A 14234-nucleotide genomic window follows, 5' to 3' on the forward strand; every position below is an offset into this window, starting at 1 on the left:
GGTCTGACATCATCTTGGCCCTGACGAAACGTGTGGGCCGGCATTCTACGCATCGGCCAGGCGCCAGGTAGGCGCGCCCATCTTATGCCTCCCATAGAGTTGCCTTATGGCCGACACCGACGACGCACTGCCCAGCCTCAAGGCGTTGATCGCCTTCGAAACCACCCTGCGCCTCGGCTCGCTGACCGCGGCGGCCAGGGCGCTGGGCGCCACCCAGCCGGCGATCTCCCAGCGCATCCGCGGCCTCGAGGGCCAGGTGGGGCTGGTGCTCTTCGAACGCAGCGGCGCCGGCCTGGCGCCGACCCGGGAGGCGCTGCGCTACTACGACGAGATCGCGCCGGCGCTCAAGCGCCTCACCGGCGCCACCCGCGAGCTGCGGGCGCGGGCGCGCTCGACCCGGCCCCGGGTGCTGATCGCCGCCAACTTCGGCTTCGCCCACCTGTGGCTGCTGCCCAGGCTCGCCCGGCTCGAGGCGGCCTTCCCCCGGGTGGACATCGAGGTGCTGGCGGTCGACCGGGACGATCAGGATCACCTGGCCGATATCGCCATCCACTGCGATCGCGAGAGCGAGCCGGGCGATCTCTTCACCCCCGAGGAGGTGTTTCCGGTCTGCAGCCCCGCCTTCGCCGCCGCGCACGGGATCGAGGCGGGGGATGGCCCGGAACGCTGGATGGCGCTGCCGCTGCTGCACATGGACGAGCGCAATTCGCGCTGGATCGACTGGCGCGAGTGGTGTGCGCTGGCGGGGGTGCCGTTCGAGGAAGAGGGGGCGGTGTTCCGCTACAACAACTATCCGCTGCTGATCAATGCGGCCCAGGCCGGCAAGGGCATCGCGCTTGGCTGGGATCTGCTGGTCGAGGAGGCGCTCGGAGACGGTAGCCTGATCCCGCTGGCGCCGCCGATCCGCCGCGAGAGCCACGGCTATATCCTGCGCACCCGCTATGCCCACAGCGCCCTGATCGGCGAGATCATTCGCTGGGTGACCGCGGAGATCGAGCGCCGCGAGCCGGCCTAGGCCGCGCGCCTTGCCCTGGCGTGACCGCGGCACCAGGCCGCGGCGGGCGCCACCGTGTCAGCGCCCCTGGCCCCTGATCAGGTCGCGGATCACGCGTCGCCCGGGATGCAGATGGTCGGCCAGCGGTGTCTCCAGCGGCAGCGGTTCGTCGCAGAGGCGCGAGGCGATCAGCTCGGCGGTGAGCGGCGCGCTGGAAAGGCCGCGGGAGCCATGGGCGGCGCTGATCCACAGCCCCGGGTGATGGCGGCCCGGCGTCGCCGGGATCCGGGTGGCGTCCTTGGCCATGGCGGCATAGTCGTGGCGCCAGGCCTCGGCGTCGGGCACCGGGCCGGCGTAGGGCGACTTGTCGGGGCTCGCCGCGCGCACCGCGGCGCGCCCGCCCAGCGCCGCCGGCGAGAGATCGGCGCCGGCCTCGGCCAGCGCGGCGGGATAGCCGGGCAGGGTGCGCTCGAGCTCCTCGAGGTTGAAGGCGTGATCGGCCTCGCGGGCGGTGGCGTCGGCGTCGTTGGGCGCGAAGCTGGCGCCGAAGGTCAGTTGGCCGTTCAGCGGCGGCATGGCGTAGCCGCCGGCGCAAACCACCCGCGCCGGCGCGGGGGCGCCTGGCGGCAGCGTCAGCCGCGAGATCTGCCCGCGCACCGGCTGCAGGGGCAGGGCGGCGGTCTGATCGAAGCCGTTGGAGGCGGTGGCCGCGGCGATCACCACCTGATCGACCTCGAGCGTGTGCTCTTCGTTTTTATCCCCGCCATCGTCGCCTGACAGCGTCAGCCGCCAGCCGCCGTTCTCGTCGTCTTCCGCGATGGGCGAGAGCCCGCGCACCTCGCCCCGGACGGCGCTCACGCCGTCGCTCGCCGCCAGCCGGCGGCACAGCGCATCCGAACGCACCCAGCCGGCCAGGGGATAGTCGAGCCCGCCGTGGGGCAGGTCGAGCCCGGCGAGCCGGCCGGCTTCCCCGGCGTCGACGCCGCGCACCACGCTCGCCGGCAGCGGATGGTTGGCCAGGAAGCGGGCCTGGCGGCGCGCCTCGCGCTCGCCGGTGGCCAGCTGCAGCACGCCGCCGGGCGACCACAGCGCCTGGTCGGGGTCCAGCGCCTCGAGCCAGCGTCGGGCATGCAGCAGCCCGGCCAGGTAGGCGCGGCTCTGCAGGTTGGTGTCGGCGGCGAGCTTCACGTAGAGCGCGCCCTGGGCGTTGCCCGAGGCGCCGGCGCCGGGGCCCTCGCGGTCGATCAGCGTCACCGCCACGCCGCGACGGGCCAGGGCGGCGGCCACGGTGGTGCCGGCGAGCCCGGCGCCGATCACCGCCACGCGGCGGGCCGGTCGCGCCGCGGGCGGCGTGAACCAGGGCGTGGCGCGGCGGCGTTCGTCCGCCGGGGGCGTCTCGATCTCGCCGGCCAGCATCTCGCGCTTGCGGCCGAAGCCCGGCACCTTGCGCCAGGCGAAGCCGGCGGCCCTGAGGCCGCGCTTGACCACCCCGGCGCAGGTGAAGGTGGCGAAGGTGGCGCCCGGGCGCGAGCGCGCGGCCATGGCGGCGAACAGCGCGTCGTGCCACATCTCGGGATTCTTCGACGGCGCGAAGCCGTCCAGGAACCAGGCGTCCACGGCGCCGTCGAGCAGCGCCAGGCGCTCGGTGGTGTCGCCGAAGTGCAGGTCCAGGGTCACGCGGCGGTCGAGCCACAGGCGATGCACGCCGGCCACCGGCTCCGGCCACTGGGCCACCAGCGCGGCGGCGCGCTCGGCCAGGTCCGGCCAGGCGGCGAGCGCCCGGGCCAGGTCATCGCGGGCGAGCGGAAACTTCTCGGTGGAGACCAGGTGCAGCCGGGCGTCGGCCGGGGCGTGGGCGTCGAAGCAGGCCCAGGCGCAGAGCATGTTGAGCCCGGTGCCGAAGCCGGTCTCGCCGATGACGAAGGGGCGCGTCGCCTGCCACTCCCGGAAGCGCTCGGGCAGGCGATTGGCGGCCAGGAAGACGTGCTCGGTCTCGGCGCGGCCGTCATGGCGCGAGAAATAGACGTCGTCGAAGGCGCTGGAGTGAGGGGCGCTCTCGCCGCTGTCGTCCTGGCGCCAGTCGAGGCGGGCGCTCTCCAGGCCGGCCAGCGGCGGCAGATGATCGGGGGCGGCGGTCAAGATCGGCTCCGGACGTGAATCGGCTGGTCAAAAAATGATCGATTTCGCCGCGGCGCCTTTACGACCGGGCTGGCGCCAGGACTCCGCGGCGTTTCAACAATGTTATCCACAGAAGCTGTGGGGAAAGCCCCTGTTGACAAGTGGCTTCGCGGCCGTTTCCCGGGGACACAAAAAGCGAGCCGGCGACAGCTGCCGCCGGCTCGCTTCGTGGTCAATGCGGTTCGGCCTAGGGCAGGGCCTTCTTGAAGGGCTTCACCGTCACCTGGGCGTAGACGCCGGCGATGATGTAGGGATCGGCGTCGGCCCAGGCCTGAGCGCTGTCCAGGTCGTCGAACTCGGCGACCACCAGGCTGCCGCTGAAGCCGGCCTCGCCCGGGTCTTCGCTGTCCACGGCGGGATGGGGGCCGGCCAGCACCAGGCGGCCCTCGTCGCGCAGCTGCTCGAGGCGAGCCAGATGATCGGGGCGGGCGGCCAGGCGCCGTTCCAGGCTGTCGTTCACATCTTCACTGATGATGGCGTAGAGCATCTCGGAATATCCTCGGCTGAGCGGCTCGCGCCGCGGGAGCGAGTGGCTCGGTTGACCGGGGTGGGTCGGGCGAGCACCATGGGTGTCTATTCTGTCAAAGACACCTGCCCGCGTCATGCCGAACCCCGCACTTCCCGCGCGCTTCGAGGGAAGCGATGCCCTCACCATCGACCTGCACATGCATTCCACCGCCTCGGACGGCGCCCTGTCGCCCACCGATCTGGTGGCGCTGTGCGTCGAGCGCGGCCTCACCCATATCGCCCTGAGCGACCACGATACCGTGGCCGGGGTGGACGAGGCGGTGAGCGCCGGCGCGGACGCGGGCCTGGCCGTGCTGCCGGCCACCGAGCTCTCGACCCAGTGGCGCGGCATCAACCTGCACGTGGTGGGGCTGCTGCCCGAGGGCGCCAGCGGCGCGCTGGCCGACGGGCTCGTCGCCCAGGCCGAGGCCCGGGAGCGGCGCGCGGTGACCATCGCCGAGCGCATGGAGAAGATCGGCCTCGACGACGCCCTGACCCGGGCCCGCGAGCAGGCCGGCTCCGACCGCCCGCTGGGGCGCCCGGACTTCGCCAAAGCCCTGGTCGCCGCGGGCCTGGTGCCGGACATGTCCACCGCGTTTTCCAGGCATCTGGGCAACGGCAAGGCCGGCGACATCAAGGCGCTGTGGCCGCATCTCGCCGAGGGCGTGCGCTGGATCCTCGAGTCCGGCGGGGTGGCGGTGCTGGCGCATCCGCTGCGCCACAAGCTGACGCGGCGCAAGCGCGGCCTGCTGCTGGACGATTTCCGCGAGGCCGGCGGCCGCGCCGCCGAGCTGATCAGCGGCTTCCAGAACGCCGACGTCACCCGCGACCTGGCGCGCCAGCTGCACGAGCGCGACCTGATGGCCTCGCTGGGCAGCGACTTCCACTTCCCCGGCGGCCACCTGGCCCCGGGCAGCATGAGCCCGACGCCGCGCACCTCGGTGGCGCCGGTCTGGACCCATCCGCGGCTGGCGGCCTGGATCGAGCGAGCGGCGGCCGCCGCCTGATCCGCCGTTTCGCCGTCCGATTTCCACGAGAACAGGGAGTGCCCATGAGCCAGTTCTTCCAGGTCCACCCGGACAATCCGCAGAAGCGCCTCATCGACCAGGCGGTCGAGATCATCCGCAAGGGCGGCGTGATCGCTTATCCCACCGATTCCGGCTATGCCCTGGGCTGTCACCTGGGCGACAAGAAGGCCATCGAACGCATCAAGTGGCTGCGCTCGCTGGACGACAAGCACAACTTCACCCTGGTGTGCTCCGATCTCTCCGAGATCGGCACCTACGCCAAGGTCGACAACGCCGTCTTCCGGCTGCTCAAGGCCCATACCCCCGGGGCCTACACCTTCATCCTCAACGCCACCACCGAGGTGCCGCGCCTGCTGCTCCACCCCAAGCGGCGCTCGATCGGCGTGCGGGTGCCCGATCACCACATCACCCGGGCGCTGCTCGATGCCCTCGGCGAGCCGCTGATGAGCGTGACGCTGATTCCCGAGGGCGAGGAGCTGCCGATGACCGACGCCGAGGAGATCCGCGACCGCTTCGGGGCGCATCTGTCGCTGGTGATCGACGGCGGCGCCTGCCACCTGGAGCCGACCAGCGTGATCGACCTGCGCGAGCTGCCGCCCACCGTGGTGCGCGAGGGGCGTGGCGACGTCGCCCCCTTCCAGGACTGACCTTCCAGGACTGACCTTCCAGGACTGACCTTCCAGGACCGACCTTCCAGGACCGACCTTCCAGGACCGACCTTCCAGGACAGGGCAAGCCTCGCTGCCGCATTCGTACCGGCTCGGCCTTCTGGCCGAGCCGGTTTTTTCATGGCCGCCGGCGCCTCCGGTGATTGTTTGAACAGTTGATTAAAATAAAATATGATCGAATCGCTTTTCTTCGATAACAAGGCGTAATCGGGTGCGGGTCGATGTCGTGTCCGAGCGCGCCGACGACAAGGAGAACTCTATGCCGATGTCCGCTTACCGTCGTGCCGGCGGTGCCGCCGCCCTGGCCGGCCTGATGGCCCTTCCGCTGGCCGCACCGGTGGCCGCCGATGATTCCATGGTCTGCGCCCAGGCGGCCTATGCGATGGGCCTGCGCTACCAGCAGCAGTCCGCCGAGGTGGCGGCGCTGCAGCGCCAGGGCTTCGCGCTCGCCCGCTATCGCCTCGAGGACCGCCTCGAGGCGCTGGGCGAGGATGCCGCCCCGGCGATCATCACCGACCTCGACGAGACGGTGCTGGACAACAGCGCGCTGCTGGCCCGTGACATGGGCGAGTGCCACGACTTCACCACCTGGGACACCTGGAAGCACTGGGAGCGTGAGGGCGAGCCGCGCCTGATCCCCGGCGCCGAGGCCTTCCTGGACTATGCCGACGAGCACGGCGTGGCCATCTACTACGTCTCCGATCGCTACCAGGAGAACGAGGCCGACACCATCGCGACCCTGGAGGCCCTGGGCCTGCCCCAGGTGTCCGAGGACAGCGTCATGCTGCTGGGGCCGCCCAAGGCCGAGCGTCGCGCCCAGGTGGAAGAGGGGCATACCCTGGTGATGCAGCTCGGCGACTCCCTGCACGACTTTTCCGGCGAGTTCGCCGATGCCGATCTCGCCGCTCAGCGGGCCCTCGTCGAGCAGAACGCCGAGCGTTTCGGCCAGGACTGGATCGTGTTCCCCAACGCCGGTTACGGCGACTGGAGCGAGGCCGAGCTGGACGCCTGGGAGGCGCCGCTGGAGACCGAGTGAGTCGGCCGCCTCGAGAACGCGCCCGCGAGACGCCCCGGGATCACTCCCGGGGCGTCTTCGTGTCCGGGGGCTCGTCGTGGGTCTCCTCGCGTGGGTCGGGGGTGTTCTCGTCGAGCCAGGTGCCGCACTTGAGGCAGTAGCGGGCCTTCTTCTCGTGGCGGTCGTAGCCGCAGCCGGGGCAGGCCTCGTCGGAGTAGCGATCGGCGCGGATCGAGCGGATCACCTCGGCGGAGAAGACCCCGGTGGGCACGGCGATGATCGCGTAGCCGATCAGCATCACCATCACCGAGATGGCCTGGCCCAGCGGGGTGACCGGGGTGATGTCGCCGTAGCCCACCGTGGTCAGGGTGACCACGGCCCAGTAGATGGCGGTGGGAATGCTGGTGAAGCCGGCCTCGGGCGGCTCGATCAGGTAGATCAGCGAGGCGAAGATGGTCACCAGCATCAGCACGGTGAACAGGAACAGGAAGATCTGATGGCTGCTGCGCACCAGCGCGCCGATCAGCAGCCGCCCCTCGCCGACGAACTCCATCAGCCGCAGGACCCGGAAGATGCGCAGGGTGCGCAGCAGGCGCACCACCACCAGCGACTGGGCGCCGGGCACCACCAGCGCCAGCCAGGTGGGCAGGATGGCGACGAGGTCGATGACGCCGTAGAAGCTCTTGAGATACTGCCAGGGCCGCTCGAGGCAATAGAGGCGGATGATCAGCTCGGCGGTGAACAGCAGCGTGAAGCCCCACTCGAAGCGCCGGAACCACACGCCGTGGTCGGCATCCAGCTGCGCCACGCTCTCCAGCATCACCACCAGTACGCTGGCCAGGATGACGCCGATCAGGGCGATGTCGAAGCCCTTGGCCTGCGGCGTGTCGGACTCGAAGATGATCTGGAAGACCCGGGTGCGCAGGGCGCCCGCGGCGGGCTTGAAGCGATCGTGATTCACGGCGTTCCCTCGTGCTGTTCGCCCGCGACGGGCGGCGTCCCTGGCGCCGGGGTCAGCCCAGCGCGACCGCCTCGGGCAGGCGTCGCGACAGGGCAAGCAGCTGCCCGCCGGTGTCGGCGGTCAGCCAGTCATCGTGGGCCAGCGCCGCGGCCAGCCGGCCGGCGAGCCGGCCCTCCTCGCGGCCGTCGCCTAGCGCGTCGGCCAGCCGCCGGAGTGCCTCGCGGGCGGCCTCGCGGAAGGCCTGGTCGCCGGTATCGGCGTGGGCGTCCAGCGCCACCACGGCGCGGTGCAGCCAGGCGGGCGCCGAGCCGCCCTCGGGCAGCGTCCAGCCGCCGGCGAGCAGGGCGCCGCCGCGGGCGGCCTTGCTGGTGTCCGAGGGGCGCAGCGGCACGTCCTCGGCCAGGGCCTCGGCGAGCTCGAGCAGTGCCGCGGGCTCGCCGGCCTTGAGCTCGAGCTCCAGTTCGCGGATCGGGGCGGTGCGGTCGTCGCTCTTGATCTCGCCGAGGTCGAGGGCGATCTCGACGCTGGTGCCGTCGCGCTCCCACCACCAGGTCTCGCGTGCGAAATCGGTGGCGAAGCGCGGCACGAGCTCGCCCAGCACGCCTTCACCGAGGGCCTCGATCGGCGGCAGGTCGGCCAGCCGGGCCAGGTCGAGCCCCGGGCCCATCACTTCCCACTCCCATTCGCCTCGGGTCGAGAGGCCGCCGCTGCCCTGGCCGCTGGTCTTCAGCGTCTGCAGGATGCGGCTGTCGGCGTGACGCAGCCGCAGCGCCATGCGCTCGGCTTCCAGGCGCCCGTCGGGGGTGTCGAAGTAGGTGTTGCCGAGGCGCGTGGTGCGGGGTTCGAGGCCGGCCAGTCGCGGATGCCGGCGCAGCGCTTCCGGGCCCGCCGGGGCCAGGGCGAGTTTCAGTTCGATCTCTTTTGCCATCGAAGGACTGCCTTGTTTGCATGTTCGTGAAGATTAGATGATTTTCTCATGACGCCGGCTTAGGCAGTCACTATACTGACGCCGCCATTTCCAAGTGCCTAGATGCCCCATGGTGACATCCAATCCCTTCTCCGCGATGTTCGGTCGCTCGCCATTCCAGCCGCTGCTGGCTCATATCGTCAAGGTCAGCGACTGTTCGGAAGCCCTGCTGCCGTTCTTCGAGGCTACGCTCACGGGAGACTGGCAGGAAGCCGCCCGACAGCGCGAGTCGATCACTCGGCTCGAGCATGAGGCCGACGAGCTCAAGACCGAGCTGCGCCTCAATCTGCCCAATACCATGTTCCTGCCGGTGTCGCGCTCCGACCTGCTGGACCTGATCAGCGTCCAGGATCAGATCGCCAACAAGGCGCGCGACATCACCGGCATCATGCTGGGTCGCAGCATGCAGGTGCCCGAGGTGCTCGCGCAGCCGATGCGCGACTACATCCGCACCTCGGTGGCCTGCGTGGCCCAGGCCCGCGAAGCCCTGGAAGAGCTCAAGGACCTGCTCGAATCCGGCTTCGGTCGCAATGCCTCCGACGTGATGCAGACGCTGATCCGCGAGCTGCACACCCTGGAGCAGCAGACCGACGAGCAGCAGGTCGCCATCCGCCGCCAGCTCTTCACGCTCGAGAGCGAGCTGCCGCCGGTGGACGTGATGTTCCTCTACAAGATCATCGACTGGGTCGGTGAACTGTCCGATCGCGCCGAGCGCGTCGGCAGTCGCCTTCAGATCATGACGGCCAACTGAGCGGGATCCTCCCGCAGCGACAACCGCCACCTTCTGACCCGATACAAGGTTTCCGTCCTATGTCGATCATCGCGCAATACGGCGACATCTTCATCATTCTCGCCTGTGCCTTCGGTTTCTTCATGGCCTGGGGCGTCGGTGCCAACGACGTGGCCAACGCCATGGGCACCTCCGTCGGCTCCAAGGCCATCACCATCAAGCAGGCGATCATCATCGCCGTCATCTTCGAGTTCCTCGGCGCCTGGCTGGCCGGCGGCGAGGTCACCAACACCATCCGCAAGGGCATCATCGATCCGACCCTGCTCGCAGACGATCCGCAGCTGCTGGTCTACGGCATGCTGGCCTCGCTGCTGGCGGCCGCGACCTGGCTGCTGATTGCCTCCATGCGCGGCTGGCCGGTGTCCACCACCCACTCCATCGTCGGCGCCATCGTCGGCTTCGCCATGGCCGGTCTCGGCATGCAGGCCGTGGGCTGGGGCAAGGTCGGCCAGATCGCCGCCAGCTGGGTGGTGTCGCCGCTGATGTCGGGCTCGATCGCCTTCATGCTGTTCAAGTCCGTGCAGCACCTGATCTTCGAGAACCGTGATCCCTTCGCCGCGGCCAAGCGCTACGTGCCGATGTACGTGTTCCTGGTCGGCTTCATCGTCGCCATGGTGACCCTGACCAAGGGCCTCAAGCACGTCGGCCTCGATCTCGGCTTCGGCGAGAGCCTGCTCTATGCGGTGCTGCTGGGCATCGCGGTGATGCTGCTCGGCGGCCTGCTCGAGCGCCGCGTGGGCGCCGAGAAGCGCAAGGGCGACGCCTTCGGCTTCGACGGCGTGGAGCGCGTGTTCGGCGTGCTGATGCTGTTCACCGCCTGTGCCATGGCCTTCGCCCACGGCTCCAACGACGTGGCCAACGCCGTCGGCCCGCTGGCCGCGGTGATCGGTGTGATCTACAGCGACGGCGTGATCGGCGGCGATTCGCTGATCCCCTGGTGGGTGCTGGTGCTCGGCGGCGGCGGCATCGTCGTCGGCCTGGTGACCTACGGCCACAAGGTCATCGCCACCGTCGGTACCGGCATCACCGAGCTGACCCCGAGCCGCGGCTTCGCCGCCACGCTCGCGGCCGCCACCACCGTGGTGCTGGCCTCCGGCACCGGCCTGCCGATCTCCACCACCCACACCCTGGTCGGTGCGGTGCTGGGCGTGGGCCTGGCCCGCGGCATGGCGGCGCTCAACCTGCGCGTGATCGGCACCATCGTGATGTCGTGGCTGATCACCCTGCCGGCCGGCGCGATCCTGGCGATCATGTTTTTCTTCATGTTCAAGGGCATGTTCGGCTAAGCGCGGCGATTGGCTGCTGCGTTCGATATCCTGGCCGCCAGCGGTACTGGCGCGCCAGCCCGGTCGGGATCCTCATTTACGATCAAGTAAACTGCGGTTCCTGCGTTCCGGTGGCGGCCAGCCTATCTTCGCTCGCGACGCCAATCCTTCGCGCTTAGCGTGTCTGATTGGCGATGGACGGCGGCACCGCAAGGTGCCGCCGTTTTTTTGCGTCTGGTATAGTCAAGGCTCTCATTTCCCCTCATCTGCTGCCGGAGCGCGGCCCTTGGACACTCGTTTTCCCTTCGTCGACTGGTTCCGCAATTCCTCGCCGTATATCAACGCGCACCGAGGATGTACCTTCGTCATCCTGATCGAGGGCGAGGCCGTGGCGCAGGGCCGAGGCGAGCAGCTGATCCAGGACCTGGCGCTGCTGCATACCCTGGGCGTGCGCCTGGTGGTGGTGCTGGGCATCCGCCCCCAGGTGGAACGGGCCCTGACCGAGGGCGGCATCACGCCGCGGCGTCATGACGGGCGCTGGGTGGCCGACGAGGCGATCATGGCCCGGGTCGAGCGGGTGGCCGCCGAGCAGCGTCTGTGGCTGGAGTCACGGCTGTCGCTGGGGCTGCCCAATACCCCGCTGCACGGCGTGGAGATGACGGTGGTCTCGGGCAACCTGGTGATGGCCAAGCCGCTGGGCGTGCGCGACGGCATCGACTTCGATCGCAGCGGCGAGGTGCGTGGCGTTCGCCACGAGGCGATCCGCGGCCTGCTGGACCAGCGTTCGCTGGTGCTGCTGCCGCCGCTGGGGTATTCCAGCACCGGCGAGGTCTTCGACCTGGATGCCGCCGAGGTCGCGCGCCATACCGCCACTGCGCTGTCCGCCGACAAGCTGATCCTGCTCGGTGAGGCCAGCGGCCTGTGCGACGAGGGCGGCCAGCTGCGCCGCCAGCTGGCGCCGGTCGAGGCCGAGCCGCAGCTGGCGGCCGCCGAGACCGGCAGCGAGCTGGCCCGCCATCTGGGCGCGGCCATCGGCGCCGCCCGCCACGGCGTGGCGCGCACGCATCTGCTGTCGTGGCAGGATCACGACGCCCTGCTCGGCGAGCTGTTCACCCGCGATGGCGTGGGCACCATGATCACCCAGCATCGCTACGAACAGCTGCGTCGCGCCGGGATCGACGACATCGGTGGCCTGCTGGAGCTGCTCGAGCCGCTGGAGCGACGCGGCATGCTGGTGCCGCGCTCGCGGGAGCGCCTGGAGTATGAAATCGACGACTACGTGGTCATCGAGCGCGACGGCATGGTGATCGGCTGTGCCGCGCTGCACGCCTTTGCCGAGGCGCGCATGGGCGAGCTGGCCTGCGTCGCGGTGCACGGCGACTATCGCGGCGGCGCCCGGGGCGACCTGCTGCTCGGCGAGGTCGAGCGGCTGGCCCGCTCGCGCGGCATCGAGGCGCTGTTCGCGCTGACCACGCATACCGCCCACTGGTTCTTCGAGCACGGCTTCGCCCTGGCCGGCATCGACGACCTGCCGCCTCTCAAGCGCGAGGCCTATAACCAGGCCCGCCAGTCCAAGATCCTGATCAAGTCGCTCATCTGAACGCTGTTCGGCCCTTGGTGTCGCCCGATGCCATCACGCCGGAGGCCGAATGTCTCCAGATGGAGACGATATAAAGCACTGTTTCGACAGTGCTTTTTGTTTTTCACGGAAAGTGGTGTCGCCATAAGGCAACGAAAATGCCCGCCTGATGCCACCGTGGAGGAGGCGTCGTCGAGCGTGCCAGCCTTGAGATTTCTATAACTTTTTGATTTTTATGGGTTGCGAGTGTTTGTGGCATGGGTTTGGCAATACTCAGGGCGAGCAAGCGGAAGGCGGTTCAAACGGCTCGAACCGCTTTCCGGTCGCCGGGAGGCAGATGACGACACTGCCCTGTGCCCTGGCCTCACGGCGACCAACGTCTGCTCCAGCGATGTGTGACTTTAGGTTGCGATGAGACGGTACCGACGACCTCGTCATGGACGGGTACCGATAGGGCAAGGATGCCCTGGCAAGGATGCCTCTCCCCCGACAGGGGGACGAATTGCACGGCCGCGCCCCGGCGGGGCCGTCAGAGGAAGCGAGGCGGTGAGCCGCCTCAGGAATCCTCCCTGACTGAATGGGGATTCCGCCGCTTCATGGGCCTTCGGGCTCCGGGAAATGATCGAGCGACGCACCAGTCGTCGGTCGAACGGTTTCCCACCCCTTCAGTTCCCTGCGTATTGGGCCGGCTATGCCGGCCTTTTTTTTGCCTTTTCGGCCCCACTGCAGCACGGGTGACAGGCCGAACTCTGGTATTCTCGGGTAAACGATAGTGGTTGCCGACTCACTCCTTTTCCGAACGCTGGCCATGACATCTGCCGTTTCACGCCGCTGGCGGCCGCGCTCGCTGCTTCAGCTGGTGCTGCTCGCCTTCCTGATGGTGATGCTGCCGCTGGCCGTGCTGATGTTTCAGGCCGGACAGGCGCTCTCCGAACTCTCGCGCCTGGCCGACCAGAGCGCGCGACAGGCCGTGGACGAGACTCGCCGCGCCCGCACGCTGGGCGCCCTGGCGCTCGAGATGGAGCGTGGCGCCCGACAGTATGCCGTGCTCGAGCAGGAGAGCCTGCTCGAGATCTTCGACGAGCGCCTGGCGGAATATCGCCGCCTGCTGGCCAAGCAGCGAGAACTGCTGCCCGATGACCCCGACGTCGAGGCGCTGTCCGGACAGCTCGACCGTCTCGCCGAGCTGCCGGAGCTGCCGCTGGAGGAGTTCCAGCGGCGGCTGACGGACTTCCTGCCCTTCGCCGAGCATACCGAGGCGATGCGTCACGCCACCAACCGGCGCATCGACGACCGCCTGGACGTGATCCGCGAGCGCGCCGAGACCGTACAGTATCGCCTGTGGTGGCAGACCGCGGCGCTGGTCTCGGCCAGCCTGATCCTGATGCTGCTGTTCACGCGTCTGATCGTGCGGCCGGTGCGCCAGCTCGAGCGGCGCATCCTGAGCATCGGCAGCACCGGCAAGACGGCCCAGCCGACGCTCGTGCAGGGGCCCGCCGAACTGGTCAGCCTCGACGAGCGGCTCGACTGGCTGTCCTCGCGGCTCGGCGAGCTGGAGGAGCAGAAGCAGCAGTTCCTGCGCCACATGTCTCACGAGCTCAAGACGCCGCTGGCCAGCGTGCGCGAGGGCTCGGCCCTGCTGGCCGACGGCGTGGCCGGTGAGCTCACCCGCCATCAGCGCGAGATCCTCGAGCTGATCGACGCCAGCGGCAGCGAACTGCAGCAGCTGATCGAGCAGCTGCTCGACTACAACCTGCTGCAGCACAGTCAGCGTCTCGAGCTCGAGCGGCTCGACGTCGCCACCGTGGTCAAGGAGGTGCTGGCCAAGCACCATCTGGCGCTGCAGCAGAAGGGCATGGCGGTGCACTGTTTCGACGGTCCGCGGACCTGGCGGCTCGATCGCACCGCCACGGCCCGCGTCCTCGACAACCTGATCTCCAACGCCATCGCCTACGGCGAGGACGGCGGAGAGCTGGAGATTCGCGCCCGTGCCACCCAGGACTGGCTGATCGTCGAGGTGGCCAACAGCGGTGAACCGATTCCCAAAGAAGATCGGAGCCGGCTGTTCGAGGCCTTCTATCAAGGGCGCATTCGCCGCAAGGGCGCGCTCAAGGGCTCCGGTATCGGGCTGTCGGTGGCTGCCGACTGCGCACGGCTGCAGCACGGCCAGCTGACGCTGGTGGAAGACGACCGCCTGGCGGTGTGTTTCCGCCTGTCGCTGCCGCGTCCGGCCCCGGAAGCCGATCAACAGAAAACGCTAGCCGCTCCGGCGGAATAAGCCG

Annotated in this window: 12 protein-coding genes; 8 read left to right on the forward strand and 4 right to left on the reverse strand. The window is 69.4% G+C overall.

From position 1 onward, the window contains the following. Positions 1-106 precede the first annotated feature (106 nt). Positions 107-1015 carry a LysR substrate-binding domain-containing protein gene (locus UYS_RS0200560; RefSeq protein WP_016853540.1) on the forward strand — a complete coding sequence of 303 codons (909 nt, stop codon included), beginning with the start codon at positions 107-109 and terminating at the stop codon, positions 1013-1015. 57 nt (positions 1016-1072) lie between these two features. On the opposite strand, the gene mnmC is transcribed toward UYS_RS0200560, so the two are convergent. Continuing rightward, positions 1073-3133 carry a bifunctional tRNA (5-methylaminomethyl-2-thiouridine)(34)-methyltransferase MnmC2/FAD-dependent 5-carboxymethylaminomethyl-2-thiouridine(34) oxidoreductase MnmC1 gene (gene mnmC, locus UYS_RS0200565; RefSeq protein WP_016853541.1) on the reverse strand — a complete coding sequence of 687 codons (2061 nt, stop codon included), beginning with the start codon at positions 3131-3133 and terminating at the stop codon, positions 1073-1075. A gap of 226 nt (positions 3134-3359) precedes the next feature. Next, the gene (locus tag UYS_RS0200570) at positions 3360-3659 is read right to left on the reverse strand and encodes a YciI family protein (RefSeq protein ID WP_016853542.1); all 300 of its coding nucleotides are present in this window, start codon (positions 3657-3659) and stop codon (positions 3360-3362) included. A gap of 115 nt (positions 3660-3774) precedes the next feature. On the opposite strand from UYS_RS0200570, the gene UYS_RS0200575 reads away from it, so the two are divergent. The 3 genes from UYS_RS0200575 to UYS_RS0200585 all read left to right on the forward strand — a co-directional run bounded on the left by UYS_RS0200575 (position 3775) and on the right by UYS_RS0200585 (position 6411). Continuing rightward, entirely contained in the window at positions 3775-4686 is a 912-nt protein-coding gene (locus UYS_RS0200575; RefSeq protein WP_016853543.1) for a PHP domain-containing protein, read from the forward strand. Between the two features lie 44 nt (positions 4687-4730). Continuing rightward, a complete protein-coding gene (locus tag UYS_RS0200580) occupies positions 4731-5354 on the forward strand; it encodes an L-threonylcarbamoyladenylate synthase (RefSeq protein WP_016853544.1) in 624 nt (207 codons plus the stop codon). 280 nt (positions 5355-5634) lie between these two features. Next, positions 5635-6411 (forward strand): 5'-nucleotidase, lipoprotein e(P4) family, encoded by a 777-nt coding sequence (locus UYS_RS0200585; RefSeq protein WP_016853545.1) that lies wholly within the window; start codon positions 5635-5637, stop codon positions 6409-6411. A gap of 40 nt (positions 6412-6451) precedes the next feature. Here the strand turns inward: UYS_RS0200585 and UYS_RS0200590 are convergent, their stop codons facing one another. Together UYS_RS0200590 and UYS_RS0200595 are read right to left on the reverse strand one after the other, a co-directional pair. Next, the gene (locus tag UYS_RS0200590) at positions 6452-7351 is read right to left on the reverse strand and encodes an ion transporter (protein WP_016853546.1); all 900 of its coding nucleotides are present in this window, start codon (positions 7349-7351) and stop codon (positions 6452-6454) included. 52 nt (positions 7352-7403) lie between these two features. Further along, the gene (locus UYS_RS0200595) at positions 7404-8279 is read right to left on the reverse strand and encodes a CYTH domain-containing protein (protein ID WP_016853547.1); all 876 of its coding nucleotides are present in this window, start codon (positions 8277-8279) and stop codon (positions 7404-7406) included. Positions 8280-8388: 109 nt separating this feature from the next. On the opposite strand from UYS_RS0200595, the gene UYS_RS0200600 reads away from it, so the two are divergent. The 4 genes from UYS_RS0200600 (at position 8389) to UYS_RS0200615 (ending at position 14230) form a co-directional block, all read left to right on the forward strand. Beyond that, positions 8389-9069 (forward strand): TIGR00153 family protein, encoded by a 681-nt coding sequence (locus UYS_RS0200600; protein ID WP_016853548.1) that lies wholly within the window; start codon positions 8389-8391, stop codon positions 9067-9069. Positions 9070-9128: 59 nt separating this feature from the next. Continuing rightward, positions 9129-10394, forward strand: coding sequence for an inorganic phosphate transporter (locus tag UYS_RS0200605; protein ID WP_016853549.1), 1266 nt, complete (start codon positions 9129-9131; stop codon positions 10392-10394). Between the two features lie 265 nt (positions 10395-10659). Then, positions 10660-11973 (forward strand): amino-acid N-acetyltransferase, encoded by a 1314-nt coding sequence (gene argA, locus UYS_RS0200610; protein WP_016853550.1) that lies wholly within the window; start codon positions 10660-10662, stop codon positions 11971-11973. Between the two features lie 787 nt (positions 11974-12760). Then, positions 12761-14230, forward strand: coding sequence for a sensor histidine kinase (locus UYS_RS0200615; RefSeq protein ID WP_016853551.1), 1470 nt, complete (start codon positions 12761-12763; stop codon positions 14228-14230). The last annotated feature ends 4 nt before the right edge of the window (positions 14231-14234 follow it).

This window comes from Halomonas smyrnensis AAD6 (genome assembly GCF_000265245.1).
GTDB lineage: Bacteria > Pseudomonadota > Gammaproteobacteria > Pseudomonadales > Halomonadaceae > Halomonas > Halomonas smyrnensis.